The sequence below is a fragment of the Pseudonocardia sp. MH-G8 genome (assembly GCF_002262885.1).
Lineage (GTDB): Bacteria > Actinomycetota > Actinomycetes > Mycobacteriales > Pseudonocardiaceae > Pseudonocardia.
This window is the reverse complement of record NZ_NKYF01000006.1, coordinates 340,005-353,736: the sequence shown is the minus strand read 5'-3', so window position 1 is coordinate 353,736 and position 13,732 is coordinate 340,005. Positions and strand designations below refer to the sequence as shown.

The following is a 13,732-nucleotide window of genomic DNA, read 5'->3' as shown; positions in this document are numbered from 1 at the left end:
TGGAGGTTGTCATGAACCCGTCACCGCTGTCCCGTCGCCGGTTCCTGCTCGGAGCAGCGAGCCTCACCAGCGTGCCGCTGCTGACGTCCTGCGTCGGCTCGGGCAGCGGGGGAGGAGGCGTCGGCGAGGCGTCCGCGACGATCACGATGCAGTCCGCCATCCAGGACGCCGGGCCCAAGGCGGCTCTCGAGAAGCTCGTCGCCGCCTATGGCGGGGCCGGTGCGCCCGTCACGCTGAACTCGGTGGCCACCGAGCAGTTCCGGGCCCAGCTGTCCACCTACCTCTCCTCGGCGACGCCGCCGGACGTCCTCACCTGGTACGCGGGCTCCGTCGCCAACTCCTACGCCGCCGAGGGCCTGCTGCTGGACGTCTCGGACCTGTGGACGGGCGACGGCGCCTGCGCGGGCTACTCCGACGCGCTGCGGTCGCTCTCGACGTCGGCGGACGGCCAGGCGATCTTCGTGCCGACCAGCTACTACTGGTGGTCGATCTTCTACAAGCGCTCCGCGTTCGAGAACTGGGGGATCGAGCCGCCCACGACCTGGGACGGCTTCATCGCGCTGTGCGACGACCTCAAGGCGCGCGGCGTCCATCCCCTGACCAACGGGATCAGCACCACCCCCTGGATGGCGTCGGGCTGGTTCGACTACCTGAACCTGCGCGTCAACGGCGCCGAGTACCACCGCGCGCTGCTGGCCGGGGAACGCTCCTTCACCGACCCCGAGGTGGCGGCCGTGATGGAGCAGTACGCGCGGCTGATCCCCTACTTCCACCCCAACCAGAGCTCGTGGGACAACCAGCAGGCCGTCACACCGATGGTCAACGACGAGGCGGCGATGTACCTGGTCGGTGCCTTCGCCATGCAGTACTTCCCCGCCGACGTCCGCGACGACCTCGACTTCTTCTCGGTGCCCACGATCGACCCGAGCGTGCCGAGCGCGGAGGAGGCGCCCACCGACGGGTACTTCGCCGCGGCCGCCACGGACAACCCCGACGGGGCGAAGGCGCTGCTGAGCTACCTGGCCTCGCCGCCGGTGCAGCAGGAGTACATCTCGAAGCTCGCCGAGGCGGGTTCGGGGACCCTGCCCACCTCGCCGGACGTCGACACCTCGGGGTTCACGCCGCTCGTGCAGAAGGGCATCGAGCTGCTCAACAGCACGCAGGAGCTCACCCAGTTCTTCAACCGCGACTCCAGCGACGCCCTGCAGACCACCGCGGACGCGGCGCTCACCCGCTTCCTCGCCGACCCGTCCGACATCCCCGGCCAGCTGCAGGCCTGGCAGACGGCCGCCGCGCAGGTCTTCGCCTCATGACCGCGGTGCAGCAGGCCCCGACGGGCGCCCCGCCGGGCGGCACGGCCGGGCGGCGGGGCCGGGTCACGCGCCGGGTGCCGCCGCTGGTGTGGCTGTTCCTGCTGCTCCCGCTGGCCGTCGAGCTGTTCTGGGTGTTCTGGCCCGCGATGAACAGCTTCTCGCTGTCGTTCACCTCGTGGAGCGGCGTGGGGGCGGCCGAGCCCGTGGGGCTCGAGAACTACGAGCGCCTGCTCGCCGACCCGATCTTCGCCACGGCCCTGCGCAACAACATCATCTGGGCGATCGGGTTCGGCGGGCTGTCCGTGGCGGGCGGGCTCGCCCTCGCGGTGGCGCTCAACCGGCCCGGCCGGGGCGTCGGGATCTACCGCAGCGCCATCTACCTGCCGATGGTCATCTCGCTCGCGGTCACCGGCCTGTTCTGGCGGGTGATGTACCAGCCCGGTGGCCCGATCGACTCGGGCCTGGGCGTGATCGGGCTCGGCGCGCTGCAGCAGCAGTGGCTCGCCAACCCCGACACCGCGCTCTACGCCGTGCTGATCGCGGCGGTGTGGCGGCAGGTGGGCTACATCATGGTGCTCTACCTGGCGGGGCTGAAGGGGTGCGACCCGACGCTGGAGGAGGCCGCGGCCGTCGACGGGGCCAACGCCTGGCAGCGCTTCTGGCAGGTGGTCATGCCGCAGCTGCGGGGCGTCAACACGGTGGTCTTCGCGGTCACGGTGATCGACTCGCTCCGCACGTTCGACATCGTGTGGGCGATGACCCGCGGCGGGCCCTACAACACCACCCAGCTGCTCTCCACGTACATGTTCCAGCAGGGGTTCACGCTGGTGAACCTGGGTTACGGCTCGGCGCTCGCCGTGGTGATCTTCCTGCTGGCGATCGCGTTCATCATCACCTACCTGGTGCGCCAGGCCCGGACCGAGGAGGTCTGAGATGCGCACTCGCTCGCCGTGGTTCCACGTCGTGATGGTCCCGTTCACGTTGCTGTGGCTGGCGCCGATCGTCTTCGTCGTGTTCGTGTCCCTGCGCGAGTTCGACGACATCGCCACCCGCGGCCTCGGGGCCCTGCCGACCGGCATCTCGTTCGAGGGGTTCGCCACCGCCCTCGCCGGGGGCGCCGTGGCCACCGCGCTGCTGAACAGCGGCGTCGTCACCGTGTCCGCGGTGCTGCTGTCGCTCGCGCTGGCCGCGGTGGGGGCGTACGCGCTCTCGCGCTACCGCATCCCGGCGCGGCGCACGATCCTGCTCGTGATGCTCGCCGGCAACCTGCTGCCGCCCCAGATCCTGCTGATCCCGGTCTCGCGGATCACGCAGAGCCTGGGGATCTACGACACGCTGTTCGCGCTGGTCGTGGTGCAGGTCGGGTTCGGTCTGGGGTTCTACACGTTCGTCCTGCACGGGTTCATGCGCTCCCTGCCCACCGAGGTGTTCGAGGCCGCCCTGCTGGACGGCTCCGGCGCCGGGCGCACCTTCTGGAGCATCGTGCTGCCGTTGTGCAGGCCGGCGCTGGCCGCCCTCGCCGCGCTGGCCACGACCTGGATCTACAACGATCTGATCTGGGCGATGACGGTGCTGCAGACCGACACCAAGTTCCCGATCACGGCAGCGCTGCTGAACCTGCAGGGCGGCTACTCGAACTCGTGGAACGTGATCGCCGCCGGGTCACTGGTGGCCTCGGTGCCGACGGCGATCGTGTTCTTCGCGTTCCAGAAGCAGTTCGTGTCCGGGCTACTGGTGGGTTCGAACAAATAAGACCAAGGTGCTTCAGGAAGGTCCGAAGATCTCCTCCAACCTTCTCAGGGTTTCCCTGATCGACTTCGCGTTGCCCTTCGGGAAGCCGAGCAGCTCCATGCCCTTCGCCACCGGCGAGCCGCTGTAGTCGAAGGTCTCGGTGATCCGGGTGCCGCCGGGCGCCGGCTCGAGCTCGTAGCGCCAGATCGCCTTCGCGGGGTGGCACCAGCCGATGCGGCGGTCGGGCTCGAACTCCACCACCCGGTTCGTGATCCGGTAGGGAACCTTGATCTTCATGTCCATGCCGAAGCGGTCGCCGAGCGCGAGCCGCTCCGGACCGGACACCGCGCCGCGCACCGTGCCGGAGCCGTCGAACTCGTGGTGGCGGTGCGGGTTCGCCAGCAGCGCGAACACCTCCTCCGGCGGGGCGGCGACGACCGTGCCGGCCGAGACGGTGCGTCCGGCGATGGTGGCGTCCCCGGTCACGCCGCCGCCTCCTGCCGCAGCGCCTCGAGGGCCGCGTCGGCGTGCGCCGTCATCGACCGCTCGCTGGCCACCACGTGGCGGATCCGCCGGTCCGGGCTGATCACGAAGGTCATGCGACGGGTGTGCAGGCCGCCGGGCAGGAACCAGCGGTAGGCCCCGAGGTGCTTCGCCACGCGGTTGCCGTCGTCGGACAGCAGCGGGTAGCCGAGCGTGTGGGCGGTGGCGAAGGCGTGCTGCTTGCTGACGTCGTCGCTGCTGATCCCCACCGGCCGGGCGCCCGCGGCAGCGAACTCGGCGGCCAGGTCGCGGAAGTGGCAGGCCTCCTGCGTGCAGCCGCCGCTGGAGGCGATCGGGTAGAAGAAGAGCACGACGGGGCCGTGTGCGAGCAGGCTGCTCAGCCGGCGCGGCGTGCCCGTCTCGTCCTGCAGCTCGAAGTCCTCGACGTGGTCGCCGACGATCATGCGGATCCTCCTGGGGTGGGGCGTTTCGGGGGGAGCGGGAAGAACCCGCTCGTGCGGCGGACGTAGTCGGCATAGCCTGGCCTGCGCTCGGTGATGCTCGACTCCAGCAGCTTCGCGCCGGTGCCCCGCACGAGCAGCCACGTCATGAGCGCCGCGCCGATCAGCCCGGCCAGGCCGGCGCGGTGGTGCAGGGCGAGGACCGTGAGCCCCCACCATACGGCGGCGTCCCCGAAGTAGTTGGGATGGCGGGTGTAGCGCCACAGGCCGCGGTCCATGACCCGCCCGCGGTTCGCCGGGTCGGCGGTGAACGCCGCGAGCTGCGCGTCGCCGACGGTCTCGAACACGAACCCGACGAGCCACAGCGCCACGCCGAGCACCGCCAGGGCGATCGCGAGCGTGCCGCCCGCCGTGCCGTACTGGCCCAGCTGCACGGGCAACGAGACGACCCACATGACCACGGCCTGCGGGAGGTAGACCTTCCGGACCAGGTGCGGGACGGGCCTGCCGGGCGCGCGGGCGAGGATGTCGCGGTAGCGGGGGTCCTCGTCGCGGCCGTGGTTGCGGCGTCCGATGTGCCAGGCCAGCCGCAGGCCCCACGCGCAGGTCAGCACGGTGATGAGCCAGCGCCGCCAGGCGTCGCCGTCGCCTGCGGAGAGCGCGAGCGTGACGACCGCGATCACCGCGAACCCGGCGCCCCACACGACGTCGACGCCGTCGTGGCGGCCCCGCGCCAGGGCGAGCAGCAGTGCCGCCGCGAACAGCAGCACGACGACGGCGGCCGTCACGGCGAGGTTCGTCAGCACGCGGTCATCCTCGCGGGGCTGGCACGACGTCGCGCAGGGAACCGTTGCCCGCCGCGGTCCGGTCCGCGGCGGGGTCGCTGCCCAGCACGTCGCGTCGAGCGCGCGGCAGGCCGGAGCGGCCCTCGACGTCGGGGCGGACCAGGAGTACCTGGTGCACGCCCATCCGGTTCTCCTCGAACGCGAGCGCCGCACCGGCGAGGTAGAGCCGCCAGACGCGGTACTGCTCCTCGCCGATCAGCGCCACGGCCTCGTCGCGGCGGTCCTGCAGGGTCTCCAGCCACGGGCGCACCGTGTGGACGTAGTGCTCGCGCAGCGCGTGCACGTCGACCACCTCCAGACCGGCCGCCTCCAGCAGGTCGAGCGTGGCGCCGAGCGGGCGCATGAACATGTCCGGGGCCACGTAGCGCTCCATGAACGCGCCCCCGCCCGGCGCGGAGTTGGTGCCCGCCACGCCACGCGACATCTGCTGCAGCAGCAGCCGACCCTGCGGCACCAGCAGCCGGTGCAGCTGGCTCGCGTAGACCGGGTAGTTGGTCTCGCCGACGTGCTCGCCCATCTCGATCGACGCGACGGCGTCGAACGGCGGGTCCTCGATCGCGCGGTAGTCCTGCAGCCGGATCTCCACCCGGTCGTCCAGACCGAGCTCGCGCACCCGCGCCAGGCCGAACTCCCGCTGCTGCGCCGAGAGCGTGACGCCCACCGCCGTCACGCCGTAGTGCTGCGCGGCGTGCACCAGCAGGGATGCCCAGCCGCAGCCCACGTCGAGCAGCCGCATCCCGGGGCGCAGGCCGAGCTTGCGGCAGATCAGGTCCAGCTTGTCGCGCTGCGCGTCGGCGAGGGTGTAGGACGGCGACGCCTGCTGCGTCCAGTAGCCGCACGAATAGGTCATCCGCGGGTCGAGCAGGAACGCGTAGAACGCGTTGGACAGGTCGTAGTGGTGGGCGATGGCGGCGCGGTCGCGGCGGCGCGTGTGCAGCCCGCCGCCCAGCCGGGCCTCGGATGCAGGCGGTCGCGGGCGCGGCCCGAGCACGCCGAGGAGGGCCGCGAGCCGCGCCGCCGCGAGCGCGTCGGAGCGGGTGGGGCGTGCACGGGCGACGCCGTGCTCGCGCGCGAGCCGCCAGAACCGGGACAGGCCGTCGGCGAGGTCGCCCTCGACGTCCAGCTCGCCGGCCACGAACGCGCGCGCGAGCCCGAGCTCGCCGGGGTTCCACAGCAGTCGTCGCAGCGCGCGGCGGTGGCGCAGCACGGCGACCGGGCCGTCGGTGGCGCCGGCCTCCGAGCCGTCCCAGGCGCGGATCCGGATGGGCAACGGGGCGCCGAGCATCCGCTCGACGAGGGCGGCGAGCTGCGGGGCGACGGGCACGGGCACTCCTACCGGCGCTGGAACGAGAACTGGAGGACATCGAGGTAGCCGACGCGGAACCCGGCCTCGCAGTAGGCGAGGTAGAACTCCCACATCCGGCGGAAGGTCTCGTCGAACCCGAGCGCTGCGACGTCGTCCCAGCGGTCGAGGAACGTGTGGCGCCACTGCGCGAGGGTGCGGGCGTAGTCGGGGCCGAGGCTGCGACGCTCGACGACGCGCAACCCGGTGTGCTCGCGCAGGTTCTCCTCGATCGCCTCGACCGACGGGATCACCCCGCCGGGGAAGACGTACTTGGAGATCCAGGTGTAGTCGTCCTGCGAAACGAGCATCCGGTCGTGCGGCATCGTGATCGCCTGCAGCCCGACGCGGCCCCCCGGACGCAGCAGCCGGTCCAGCGCCGCGAAGTAGGTGGGCCAGTAGCGCACCCCGACGGCCTCGACCATCTCGACGCTCACCACGGCGTCGTAGCTGCCCTGCGCCTCGCGGTAGTCGCGCAGCAGCACCTGCACGCGGTCGGCCACGCCCGCCTCGGCGATCCTCTCCTCGGCCAGCCGCGCCTGCTCCGCGGAGATCGTGAGCGTGGTGACGCGCGCACCGCGCTGAGCGGCCCGGACGGCGAGCGAGCCCCAGCCGGTGCCGATCTCCAGAACGTGCTGCCCCGCGCGGACGCCTGCCATGTCGAGCACGCCGTCGATCTTGCGCAGCTGGGCCTCGGCGAGGTCGTCGCTGCCCTGGGCGAACCAGGCCGCGGAGTAGGACATCGTCTCGTCGAGGAACGTGGAGAACAGCGCGTTGGACAGGTCGTAGTGGCGGTGGATGTTCTCCCGCGACCCGTCGAGGGTGTTCGCCTCGGCGGCCGGCTTGCGGGCCTCCGCGACCCGGCGGAACGCGCGTTGCAGGGCGGGCGGGATCAGCGTCGACAGCTGCGCCGCGAACGGCGTGAGCAGGTCGGCCGGACGGCTGGAGGTCCAGTCGCCGACCATGTAGGCCTCCCCGAACCCGATCTTCGAACCGGCACCGAGGCGGTGGAAGAACGCCTCGGGCGCCACGATCCGCATGACCGGGGAGGCCGCGTCGCCCGCCCCGATCCGCTCCCCGCCGGGGAAGACCACGCGCACCGGCAGCGTGCGCACGGCGCGGCGGAACAGCGCCTCGGCGATGCGTGCCTTCAGCGGCGCGTGCGGTGGCGTGGCGAGGCCGGGCCAGACGCCCTCGGCGGGCCGGGGGACCGGGCGCACGGACGTGACGGGTCTGCTCATCGAGGTGGTCACTGGACGCCCTCCTGCGGGATGTGCACGGGCCGGGGGACCACGGGGAGCCCGCGCAGCCACAGCGCGATGCCGTGGCGGCGGATCCCGACCGTGGTGCGGTGGGTGACGAGCGGGTGGCGCAGCAGGAGGCGCGCGAGCGCCGCGGGGGTGGCCCGGCGGCGCGCCCCCGTCACGGTGGCGGTGAAGGCGGCGGCGCCCTGCTGCTGCAGCGTCACGGCCAGCGCCAGCCGCTCGCCGGGTACCGGCAGTCGCATCGCGTACTCGCCCTCCACCGTGAGGAACGGGGAGACGTAGAAGTCCTTCGCGGCGCGGGCGCGCCCCGCGTCGTCGGGGTGCAGCAGGTAGCAGTGCCGCCCGCCGTAGGTGTTGTGCACCTCGGCCACCACGCACGCGAGCACGCCCGCCGCGTCGTGGCACCAGTACACGGTGATCGGGTTGAAGACGTGGCCGAGCACGCGGGCGTTCGCGAGCATCAGCACCCGGCCGCCGCGCAGGTCCACACCCTGGCCCGCGAGCCAGGAGTCCAGGTTCTCCCGGATCGAGCGGCCCGGGTCGCCGAGGTGGTCGCGCGACTCGAACCCCGCGAACGGGCGCAGCCAGCGAGGGGGCCGCGGTAGGGCGTCGAGGTCGACGAGCCAGTAGTACGCGCGGTGGGAGAACGCCCGGGACATCCGCTGCCGGCGCACGTGGCGGACCTCGACGTCGTAGAGGACGGCGCTGCGGGTGGGGGTCACCATCCCGCTCCGAGCGACTCCGCGGCGCGGACGCCCGCGGCGGCGCCGTCCTCGTGGAAGCCCCAGCCGTGGTAGGCCCCGGCGAAGGCGAGGACGCCGTCGTTCAGGGCGGGCAGCCGCCGCTGCGCGGCCACCGACTCCGGCGTGTAGACCGGGTGCTCGTAGACCATCCGCGCGATCACCCGCTCCGGGGCGATCCGCCGCTGCCCGCCGAGCGTCACCACGTAGTCGTCGGGCTCCGCGAGCCGCTGCAGCCGGTTCATGTCGTAGCTGACCAGCACCGGGGCGTCGGTCGAGGAGCAGGCTGGCTTGAGGTAGTTCCACGAGGCGCGCGCGGCCGGCAGCCGCGGCAGCACGCCGGTGTCGGAGTGCAGCCACGTGGTGTTGCGGGAGTAGGTGAACGCGCCCAGCACCTCCCGCTGCGCCGCCGTCGGCTCCGCGAGCAGTGTGAGGGCCTGGTCCGGGTGGGTGGCCACGACGGCCCGGTCGACGCGGTGCGTCCCGCCGGCCTCGTCGCGGACCTCCACGCCCTCGGCCGTGCGCCGCACCGCGCGCACCGGCGTGGCCACGTGCACCGCGGTCAGTTCCTTCACGACGCGCTCCACGTAGCGCTGCGAGCCGGCGACGACCGTGCGCCACTGCGGCGACCCGCCGAGCGCCAGCAGGCCGTGGTGGTGCAGGAACGTGAACAGGTAGCGCGCCGGGTAGTCCAGCGACACCGTCTCGCCCGCCGACCAGACCGCGCTGACCACGGGCAGCATGAAGTGCTCCACGAAATAGCGCGAGTAGCCGCCGATCGCGAGGAACGCGCCGAGCGTGACGTCGCCCGCGCGCTCGTCGGCCAGCACCCGCCGGGCGTGCCGGTGGAAGCGCAGCACCTCCGCGAGCATCCGCAGGTAGGCGGGCCGGGCCAGGTTCGACGCCTGCGGGAACAGCCCGCCGAGCCCGCGGGCCCCGGCGTACTCCAGCCCGCAGCCCTCGCAGCGCACGCTCATCGACATGTCCGACTCCTGCGTGGCCACGCCGAGGTCGGCGAACAGGCGCAGCAGGGTCGGGTAGGTGCGCTCGTTGTGCACGATGAAGCCGCTGTCGACGCGCGCGGTACCGCCGTCGGAGCTCACCACCTCGTGCGTGTGCGCGTGCCCGCCGAGCCTGTGGTCGGCCTCGAAGAGGGTGACGTCGTAGCGGCGCTGCAGCAGGTGCGCGGCGGTCAGGCCGGCGACGCCGGCGCCGATCACGGCAGCGGTGGGGCGGCTCGTCATCGGTCGGCTCCGTTCCGGGGGAGGGCCACGGACAGGCCCTCGGGGCTCGGTCGTCGCAGTGCGTTCGTGATCAGCGGGTCCGCGGGTTCGATCCCGAGCTCACCGAGGACGAAGCGGCGCACCAGGGCGTGCCAGTCGCGGGCGCGGGCGAGCATCGAGTGGCCCGTGCCGTGCACGTCGAAGCGGGCGACGCGGTCGGTCACCCGCTTCGCCCGCACCGCGTACGCGTAGGACTCCCGCGGGTCGGTGTAGCGCTCCCGGTCACCGTGCGCGATGAGCACGGTCCGCCCGGCGAGCTGGTCGACCGGGTCCGAGACGTCGAGCCACGGCGCGAGCGCGCAGACCGCGGTCACGCCGGGCCCGCCCGCGGCCGCGAGCGCGGCCCGGGCACCCATCGAGTGCCCGACCAGCACGACGGGGACGCCGGGGTGCCGCGCGGCGATCTCGGCCAGCGCCCACCGCGCGTCCTGCACCGGGTCCTTGCGCGGGGCGTTCCAGCCGCGGTAGCGGTAGCGCAGCAGGTAGGTCGCGGCCCCGGCGCTGCTGAGCCCGCGCGCGAACGGCAGCATCCGCAGCCGCGTCAACCGGCTGCGTTCACCGCTCTCGGTGCTGCGCGAGCGCCCGCCGTGCAGCACGAGCGCCACGCCGGGGGGCGGGTCGGTGGCACGGGGCGGGATCGGGTCGAGACGGGGCAGGGACGGGGGCAACGGCGGACCTCACGTGGGGACGGGGTGTCATCGGGTCGTTCGGCTCCCCGTACCGGGCGGTTCACGACCTGGGACCGACGTCACAGCGGGCCACACCGCACCGGCGGTCCAGGCGGGGGTGGGATGATCGGAGGGTTCGACACGAGCGCGAGGAGAACGCAGTGACGCAGGGGAGCCCGACGCCGGCCGCGGCCCGACCGCTCTCGGAGTGGCAGAAGCTGCGGTTGACGGTCACCCGGCGCTGGCGCGACTCGGGGTTCTGGTACGGCGTCGCGATCGCGCTGATCTGGCCGTTCGCGATGTTCGGCACCCGGGTCGCGTGGCGCGGGGGCGAGCACCTGCCGCGCACCGGCGGCGCCCTGCTCGCCATCAACCACGTGTCGTTCGCCGACCCGATCTTCGACGTGGCGTTCACGATCTCGCACGGCCGGATGCCCCGGTTCCTCGCGAAGTCGGAGCTGTGGAACATGCCGGTGGTCCGCTCGGTGCTCGGCGGCGGCAAGCACATCCCCGTCCACCGCTCGTCCTCCCGCGCGGCCGACGCCTACAAGGACGCGGTCGCGGCGATCCAGCGCGGCGAGATCGTCGCCTTCTACCCCGAGGGCACCTACACCTCCGACCCCGACGGCTGGCCGATGAAGGCCAAGAACGGGATCGGGCGGATCGCCCTGATGACCGGCGCTCCGGTGATCCCCGTGGCGAACTGGGGCACGCAGGAGGTCCTCCCGCCCTCCAGCGGCCGCCCGCGGCTGTTCCCGCGCCGGCGGGTCACGGTGGTCGCAGGCCCGCCCGTCGACCTCTCGGCCTGGAGCGACGGCCGCCGCACCCGCACCGCCCTCGACGGCGCCACAGCCGCGATCATGACCGACGTCACGCGGCTCGTGGCCGGCATCCGCGGCGAGAACCCGCCCGCGGACCCGTACGACCCGACCCGCCCGGCTGCCGGCGCCCAGGACGAGCGTCCGGCGAGCTGAGGCGGCGCGTGTTCGCCGGCTGGCCGGCCGGCTCGCGATCGGTCGGGTGCGAACGTGGGTTGTGTGCGTCGAGTGCGGTGGTGCAGCCCCACGGGGAGGGCGTTGCCGTGGCGGGTCCGCGGATGCCAGACGCCTATCGCTGCGAGCAGTACCTGACGTCGCCGCGACAGCACCCACGTACTGCTCGGACCGATCACCAAGCTGTGATCACGCCGACAAGCACGCCACTGTCGCAGCGCCCGCCTCTTGGTACCGGTACGCGCGGGAGGGGGTGATCACCGGGTGCGGTCCCAGGACCGCATCGGTGCGGTCCGGGAACCGCATACGTGGATCACGGTCGCGACTTCTGCGGAACGGGCCCGCGCGGGAGCGGCGACGGGGAGGCTCACGGTTCGTGAACCTCGAACGCGTCCTCGTCCGGCAGGCCGGTGTCGTCACGCTGGCGCAGGTGCTCGCCTGCGGCCTGTCCGCCGACACGGTGCGGCGGCGCGTGCGGGCCGGGGCGTGGCGCGAGCTGCACCCGTGCGTGTACCTGGTCGGCGGGCACCGGCTCACGGACGAGGCGCGGGTGCGGGCGGCGTCGCTGTGGGCGGGAGCGGCCGGCGCGGCGGTCACCGGTACGGCGGCGGCGTTCTGGCACGGCATGCTCGACCGCGTTCCCGCGACGGTCGAGCTGACGCTGCCACGGGCGATGCACCGGCAGCCGCGACCGGGTGTGCGGCTGCGCCGTTGCGACATCCCTGCCGCCGACCTGGTCGAGTACCGCGGCGTCACCGTGTCCTCCCCGCCGCTCACGGCGCTGTCGACGGCGATCGCCGTCCCGCGCGGCTCGGTGTTCCTGGACCGCGCGCTGCAACGGCACGTCCGGTTCCCCGCGGTGTACCGCAGCTACTGCCGGGCCATCGGGCGGCAGGGCTCGGCTGCCATGCACCGGATGCTGGTGGCCGCGGCCGACCGGGCCGACTCGGAGGCCGAGCGCCTGCTCGTCCGGCTGCTGCGCGGGGCCGGCATCGGCGGCTGGGTGCTCGGCCACCCGTTCGGCCCGTACCGCATCGACCTGGCCTTCCCCGCCGAGCGGGTGGCGATCGAGGTCGACGGCTGGGCCTGGCACATGGACGTCGAACGCTTCCGCTCCGACCGCCGCAAGGGCAACGCCCTCACCCGCGCGAGCTGGGACCTGCTGCGCTACCCCTGGCACGCGCTCGACGGCGAGCCCGACACCTGCGTCGCGGAGATCGCAGAGACCCTCGAACACGCACGCAGGCGACCGGCCTGACCCGACCGCCCGTCGTCTCTGAACCGGGCTGGAGGGAACCCGCCGCCGGCCCCGGCGAGGACAGGAGGGTGCGGTCTCATCCGACCGGTCGGACACGCTGCTCCGATCGCGGCGCGAGGGCTCGCCGACCGACCGACCTCCTGCCCGCAACCGCGGCTGGTGATCGCCGGCAGCGTGATCAGCAGGTGCGGTGGCAGAACCGCACCGGTGCGGCCCTGAAACCGCAAACGGCGATCTTGGGATCCGGGCGACGGGATGATCGACATTCGTGGTCGCAGAACCGCACCGGTGCGGCTCCAGGACCGCACGCGGCGATCATGGCCCGGCCCGGCGCCCGGAGCCGCTGCCCGGTCAGCCCGCCTCGCGGGCCAGCTTCGCCAGGCGCCGCTGGGTGGGCCAGCGCACGGAGTGGGCCCAGCCCAGCTTCTCGAAGGCCCAGATGACGCGGGCGGAGATGTCGACCTGCCCGCGCTGCACGCCGTGGCGGGCGCAGGTGGGGTCGGCGTGGTGCAGGTTGTGCCACGACTCGCCGAAGCTGAGCACGGCCAGCGGCCACACGTTGCGGGAGTGGTCGCGGGCGGCGAAGGGCTGGTCGCCGATCATGTGGCAGATCGAGTTGATCGACCAGGTGACGTGGTGCAGCAGCCCGACGCGCACCAGCCCCGCCCAGAACAACGCGGTGAGCGCGCCCCACCACGACCAGGACAGCAGCCCGCCCAGCACCGCGGGCACCACCAGCGTGAGCACCGACCAGAGCAGGAACAGCCGGTCGACGCGGGAGATGTCGCGGTCGGCGAGCAGGTCCGGGGTGAAGCGCTCGCGGTTGGTCACGTCCCGGTCGAACAGCCAGCCCGTGTGGGCGTGCCAGAAGCCCTTGGCGAGTGCCACCGGCCCCGTTCCGAACAGCCACGGCGAGTGCGGGTCGCCTTCCTTGTCGGAGAAGGCGTGGTGGCGACGGTGGTCGGCCACCCAGGTGATGACCGGGCCCTGCATCGCGAGGCTGCCGGCCACGGCCAGGGCGATCCGGAGCGGTCGCTTGGCCTTGAACGAACCGTGCGTGAAGTAGCGGTGGTACCCGACCGTGATGCCGAGCCCGCTCGCGACGTAGAACACCGCGGCGATCGCCACGTCGATCCAGGTCAGCCCCCAGCCCCAGGCGATGGGGATCGTGGCGATCAGCGCCAGCAGCGGGAGGACCACGAAGACGTAGACGCTGATCTGGGGCGCCAGGCCGCGACGCCCGGCGATGATCGGGCGGGCGCCTCCCGCCGGTCGAGTGGGAGAGTCGGCAACGGTCACGGCACGCACCTCAACGAGTGATCCTGACGAGTGGTCCCCAACGAGTGATCGA

General features: G+C 73.0%; 14 protein-coding genes. 5 read left to right on the top strand and 9 right to left on the bottom strand.

Features of this window, described 5'->3' with window-relative positions:
* The first annotated feature begins 11 nt into the window (after positions 1-11).
* The 3 genes from CFP66_RS17820 to CFP66_RS17810 are packed head-to-tail and all read left to right on the top strand — an operon-like array spanning position 12 to position 3,065.
* Positions 12-1,313: an ABC transporter substrate-binding protein gene (locus CFP66_RS17820; RefSeq protein ID WP_094925435.1), complete on the top strand. Its 1,302-nt coding sequence runs from the start codon at positions 12-14 to the stop codon at positions 1,311-1,313.
* Complete coding sequence (locus CFP66_RS17815; RefSeq protein ID WP_094925433.1) at positions 1,310-2,245, top strand: carbohydrate ABC transporter permease; 936 nt, start codon at positions 1,310-1,312, stop codon at positions 2,243-2,245. Before CFP66_RS17820 ends, CFP66_RS17815 begins: the two co-directional genes overlap by 4 nt.
* 1 nt (position 2,246) lies before the next feature.
* The gene (locus tag CFP66_RS17810; protein ID WP_094925431.1) at positions 2,247-3,065 is read left to right on the top strand and encodes a carbohydrate ABC transporter permease; all 819 of its coding nucleotides are present in this window, start codon (positions 2,247-2,249) and stop codon (positions 3,063-3,065) included.
* Between the two features lie 12 nt (positions 3,066-3,077).
* Here the strand turns inward: CFP66_RS17810 and CFP66_RS17805 are convergent, their stop codons facing one another.
* The 8 genes from CFP66_RS17805 to CFP66_RS17770 are packed head-to-tail and all read right to left on the bottom strand — an operon-like array spanning position 3,078 to position 10,131.
* Positions 3,078-3,530, bottom strand: coding sequence for an SRPBCC family protein (locus CFP66_RS17805; protein WP_233159508.1), 453 nt, complete (start codon positions 3,528-3,530; stop codon positions 3,078-3,080).
* Positions 3,527-3,991 carry a peroxiredoxin gene (locus CFP66_RS17800; RefSeq protein ID WP_094925429.1) on the bottom strand — a complete coding sequence of 155 codons (465 nt, stop codon included), beginning with the start codon at positions 3,989-3,991 and terminating at the stop codon, positions 3,527-3,529. Before CFP66_RS17800 ends, CFP66_RS17805 begins: the two co-directional genes overlap by 4 nt.
* Positions 3,988-4,794, bottom strand: coding sequence for a DUF1295 domain-containing protein (locus CFP66_RS17795; protein ID WP_094925427.1), 807 nt, complete (start codon positions 4,792-4,794; stop codon positions 3,988-3,990). Before CFP66_RS17795 ends, CFP66_RS17800 begins: the two co-directional genes overlap by 4 nt.
* A gap of 4 nt (positions 4,795-4,798) precedes the next feature.
* On the bottom strand, positions 4,799-6,163 hold the full coding sequence (locus CFP66_RS17790; protein ID WP_233159507.1) for a cyclopropane-fatty-acyl-phospholipid synthase family protein: 1,365 nt from the start codon (positions 6,161-6,163) through the stop codon (positions 4,799-4,801).
* Between the two features lie 2 nt (positions 6,164-6,165).
* Positions 6,166-7,416, bottom strand: coding sequence for a cyclopropane-fatty-acyl-phospholipid synthase family protein (locus tag CFP66_RS17785; protein ID WP_094925612.1), 1,251 nt, complete (start codon positions 7,414-7,416; stop codon positions 6,166-6,168).
* An 8-nt stretch (positions 7,417-7,424) separates the two neighbouring features.
* The gene (locus tag CFP66_RS17780) at positions 7,425-8,165 is read right to left on the bottom strand and encodes a DUF1365 domain-containing protein (RefSeq protein ID WP_094925425.1); all 741 of its coding nucleotides are present in this window, start codon (positions 8,163-8,165) and stop codon (positions 7,425-7,427) included.
* The gene (locus CFP66_RS17775; RefSeq protein WP_094925423.1) at positions 8,159-9,424 is read right to left on the bottom strand and encodes an NAD(P)/FAD-dependent oxidoreductase; all 1,266 of its coding nucleotides are present in this window, start codon (positions 9,422-9,424) and stop codon (positions 8,159-8,161) included. The genes CFP66_RS17780 and CFP66_RS17775 overlap by 7 nt, the downstream gene beginning before the upstream one ends.
* The gene (locus CFP66_RS17770; RefSeq protein ID WP_094925421.1) at positions 9,421-10,131 is read right to left on the bottom strand and encodes an alpha/beta hydrolase; all 711 of its coding nucleotides are present in this window, start codon (positions 10,129-10,131) and stop codon (positions 9,421-9,423) included. Before CFP66_RS17770 ends, CFP66_RS17775 begins: the two co-directional genes overlap by 4 nt.
* A 161-nt stretch (positions 10,132-10,292) precedes the next feature.
* Here CFP66_RS17770 and CFP66_RS17765 point away from each other — a divergent pair, with 161 nt between their 5' ends.
* Positions 10,293-11,105, top strand: a complete 813-nt coding sequence (locus tag CFP66_RS17765; protein ID WP_094925419.1) for a lysophospholipid acyltransferase family protein — start codon at positions 10,293-10,295, stop codon at positions 11,103-11,105.
* A 394-nt stretch (positions 11,106-11,499) separates the two neighbouring features.
* Positions 11,500-12,381: a type IV toxin-antitoxin system AbiEi family antitoxin domain-containing protein gene (locus CFP66_RS17760; RefSeq protein WP_094925417.1), complete on the top strand. Its 882-nt coding sequence runs from the start codon at positions 11,500-11,502 to the stop codon at positions 12,379-12,381.
* A gap of 351 nt (positions 12,382-12,732) precedes the next feature.
* Here CFP66_RS17760 and CFP66_RS17755 read toward each other — a convergent pair whose 3' ends face one another.
* A complete protein-coding gene (locus CFP66_RS17755; RefSeq protein WP_094925610.1) occupies positions 12,733-13,680 on the bottom strand; it encodes an acyl-CoA desaturase in 948 nt (315 codons plus the stop codon).
* Positions 13,681-13,732: the final 52 nt, after the last annotated feature.

Bases quoted from the DNA above. Each gene is read 5' to 3' on its own strand.
- CFP66_RS17820 (WP_094925435.1), top strand. From the start codon at position 12: ATGAACCCGTCACCGCTGTCCCGTCGCCGGTTCCTGCTCGGAGCAGCG.
- CFP66_RS17815 (WP_094925433.1), top strand. From the start codon at position 1,310: ATGACCGCGGTGCAGCAGGCCCCGACGGGCGCCCCGCCGGGCGGCACG.
- CFP66_RS17810 (WP_094925431.1), top strand. From the start codon at position 2,247: ATGCGCACTCGCTCGCCGTGGTTCCACGTCGTGATGGTCCCGTTCACG.
- CFP66_RS17800 (WP_094925429.1), bottom strand. From the start codon at position 3,991: ATGATCGTCGGCGACCACGTCGAGGACTTCGAGCTGCAGGACGAGACG.
- CFP66_RS17785 (WP_094925612.1), bottom strand. From the start codon at position 7,416: ATGAGCAGACCCGTCACGTCCGTGCGCCCGGTCCCCCGGCCCGCCGAG.
- CFP66_RS17780 (WP_094925425.1), bottom strand. From the start codon at position 8,165: ATGGTGACCCCCACCCGCAGCGCCGTCCTCTACGACGTCGAGGTCCGC.
- CFP66_RS17775 (WP_094925423.1), bottom strand. From the start codon at position 9,424: ATGACGAGCCGCCCCACCGCTGCCGTGATCGGCGCCGGCGTCGCCGGC.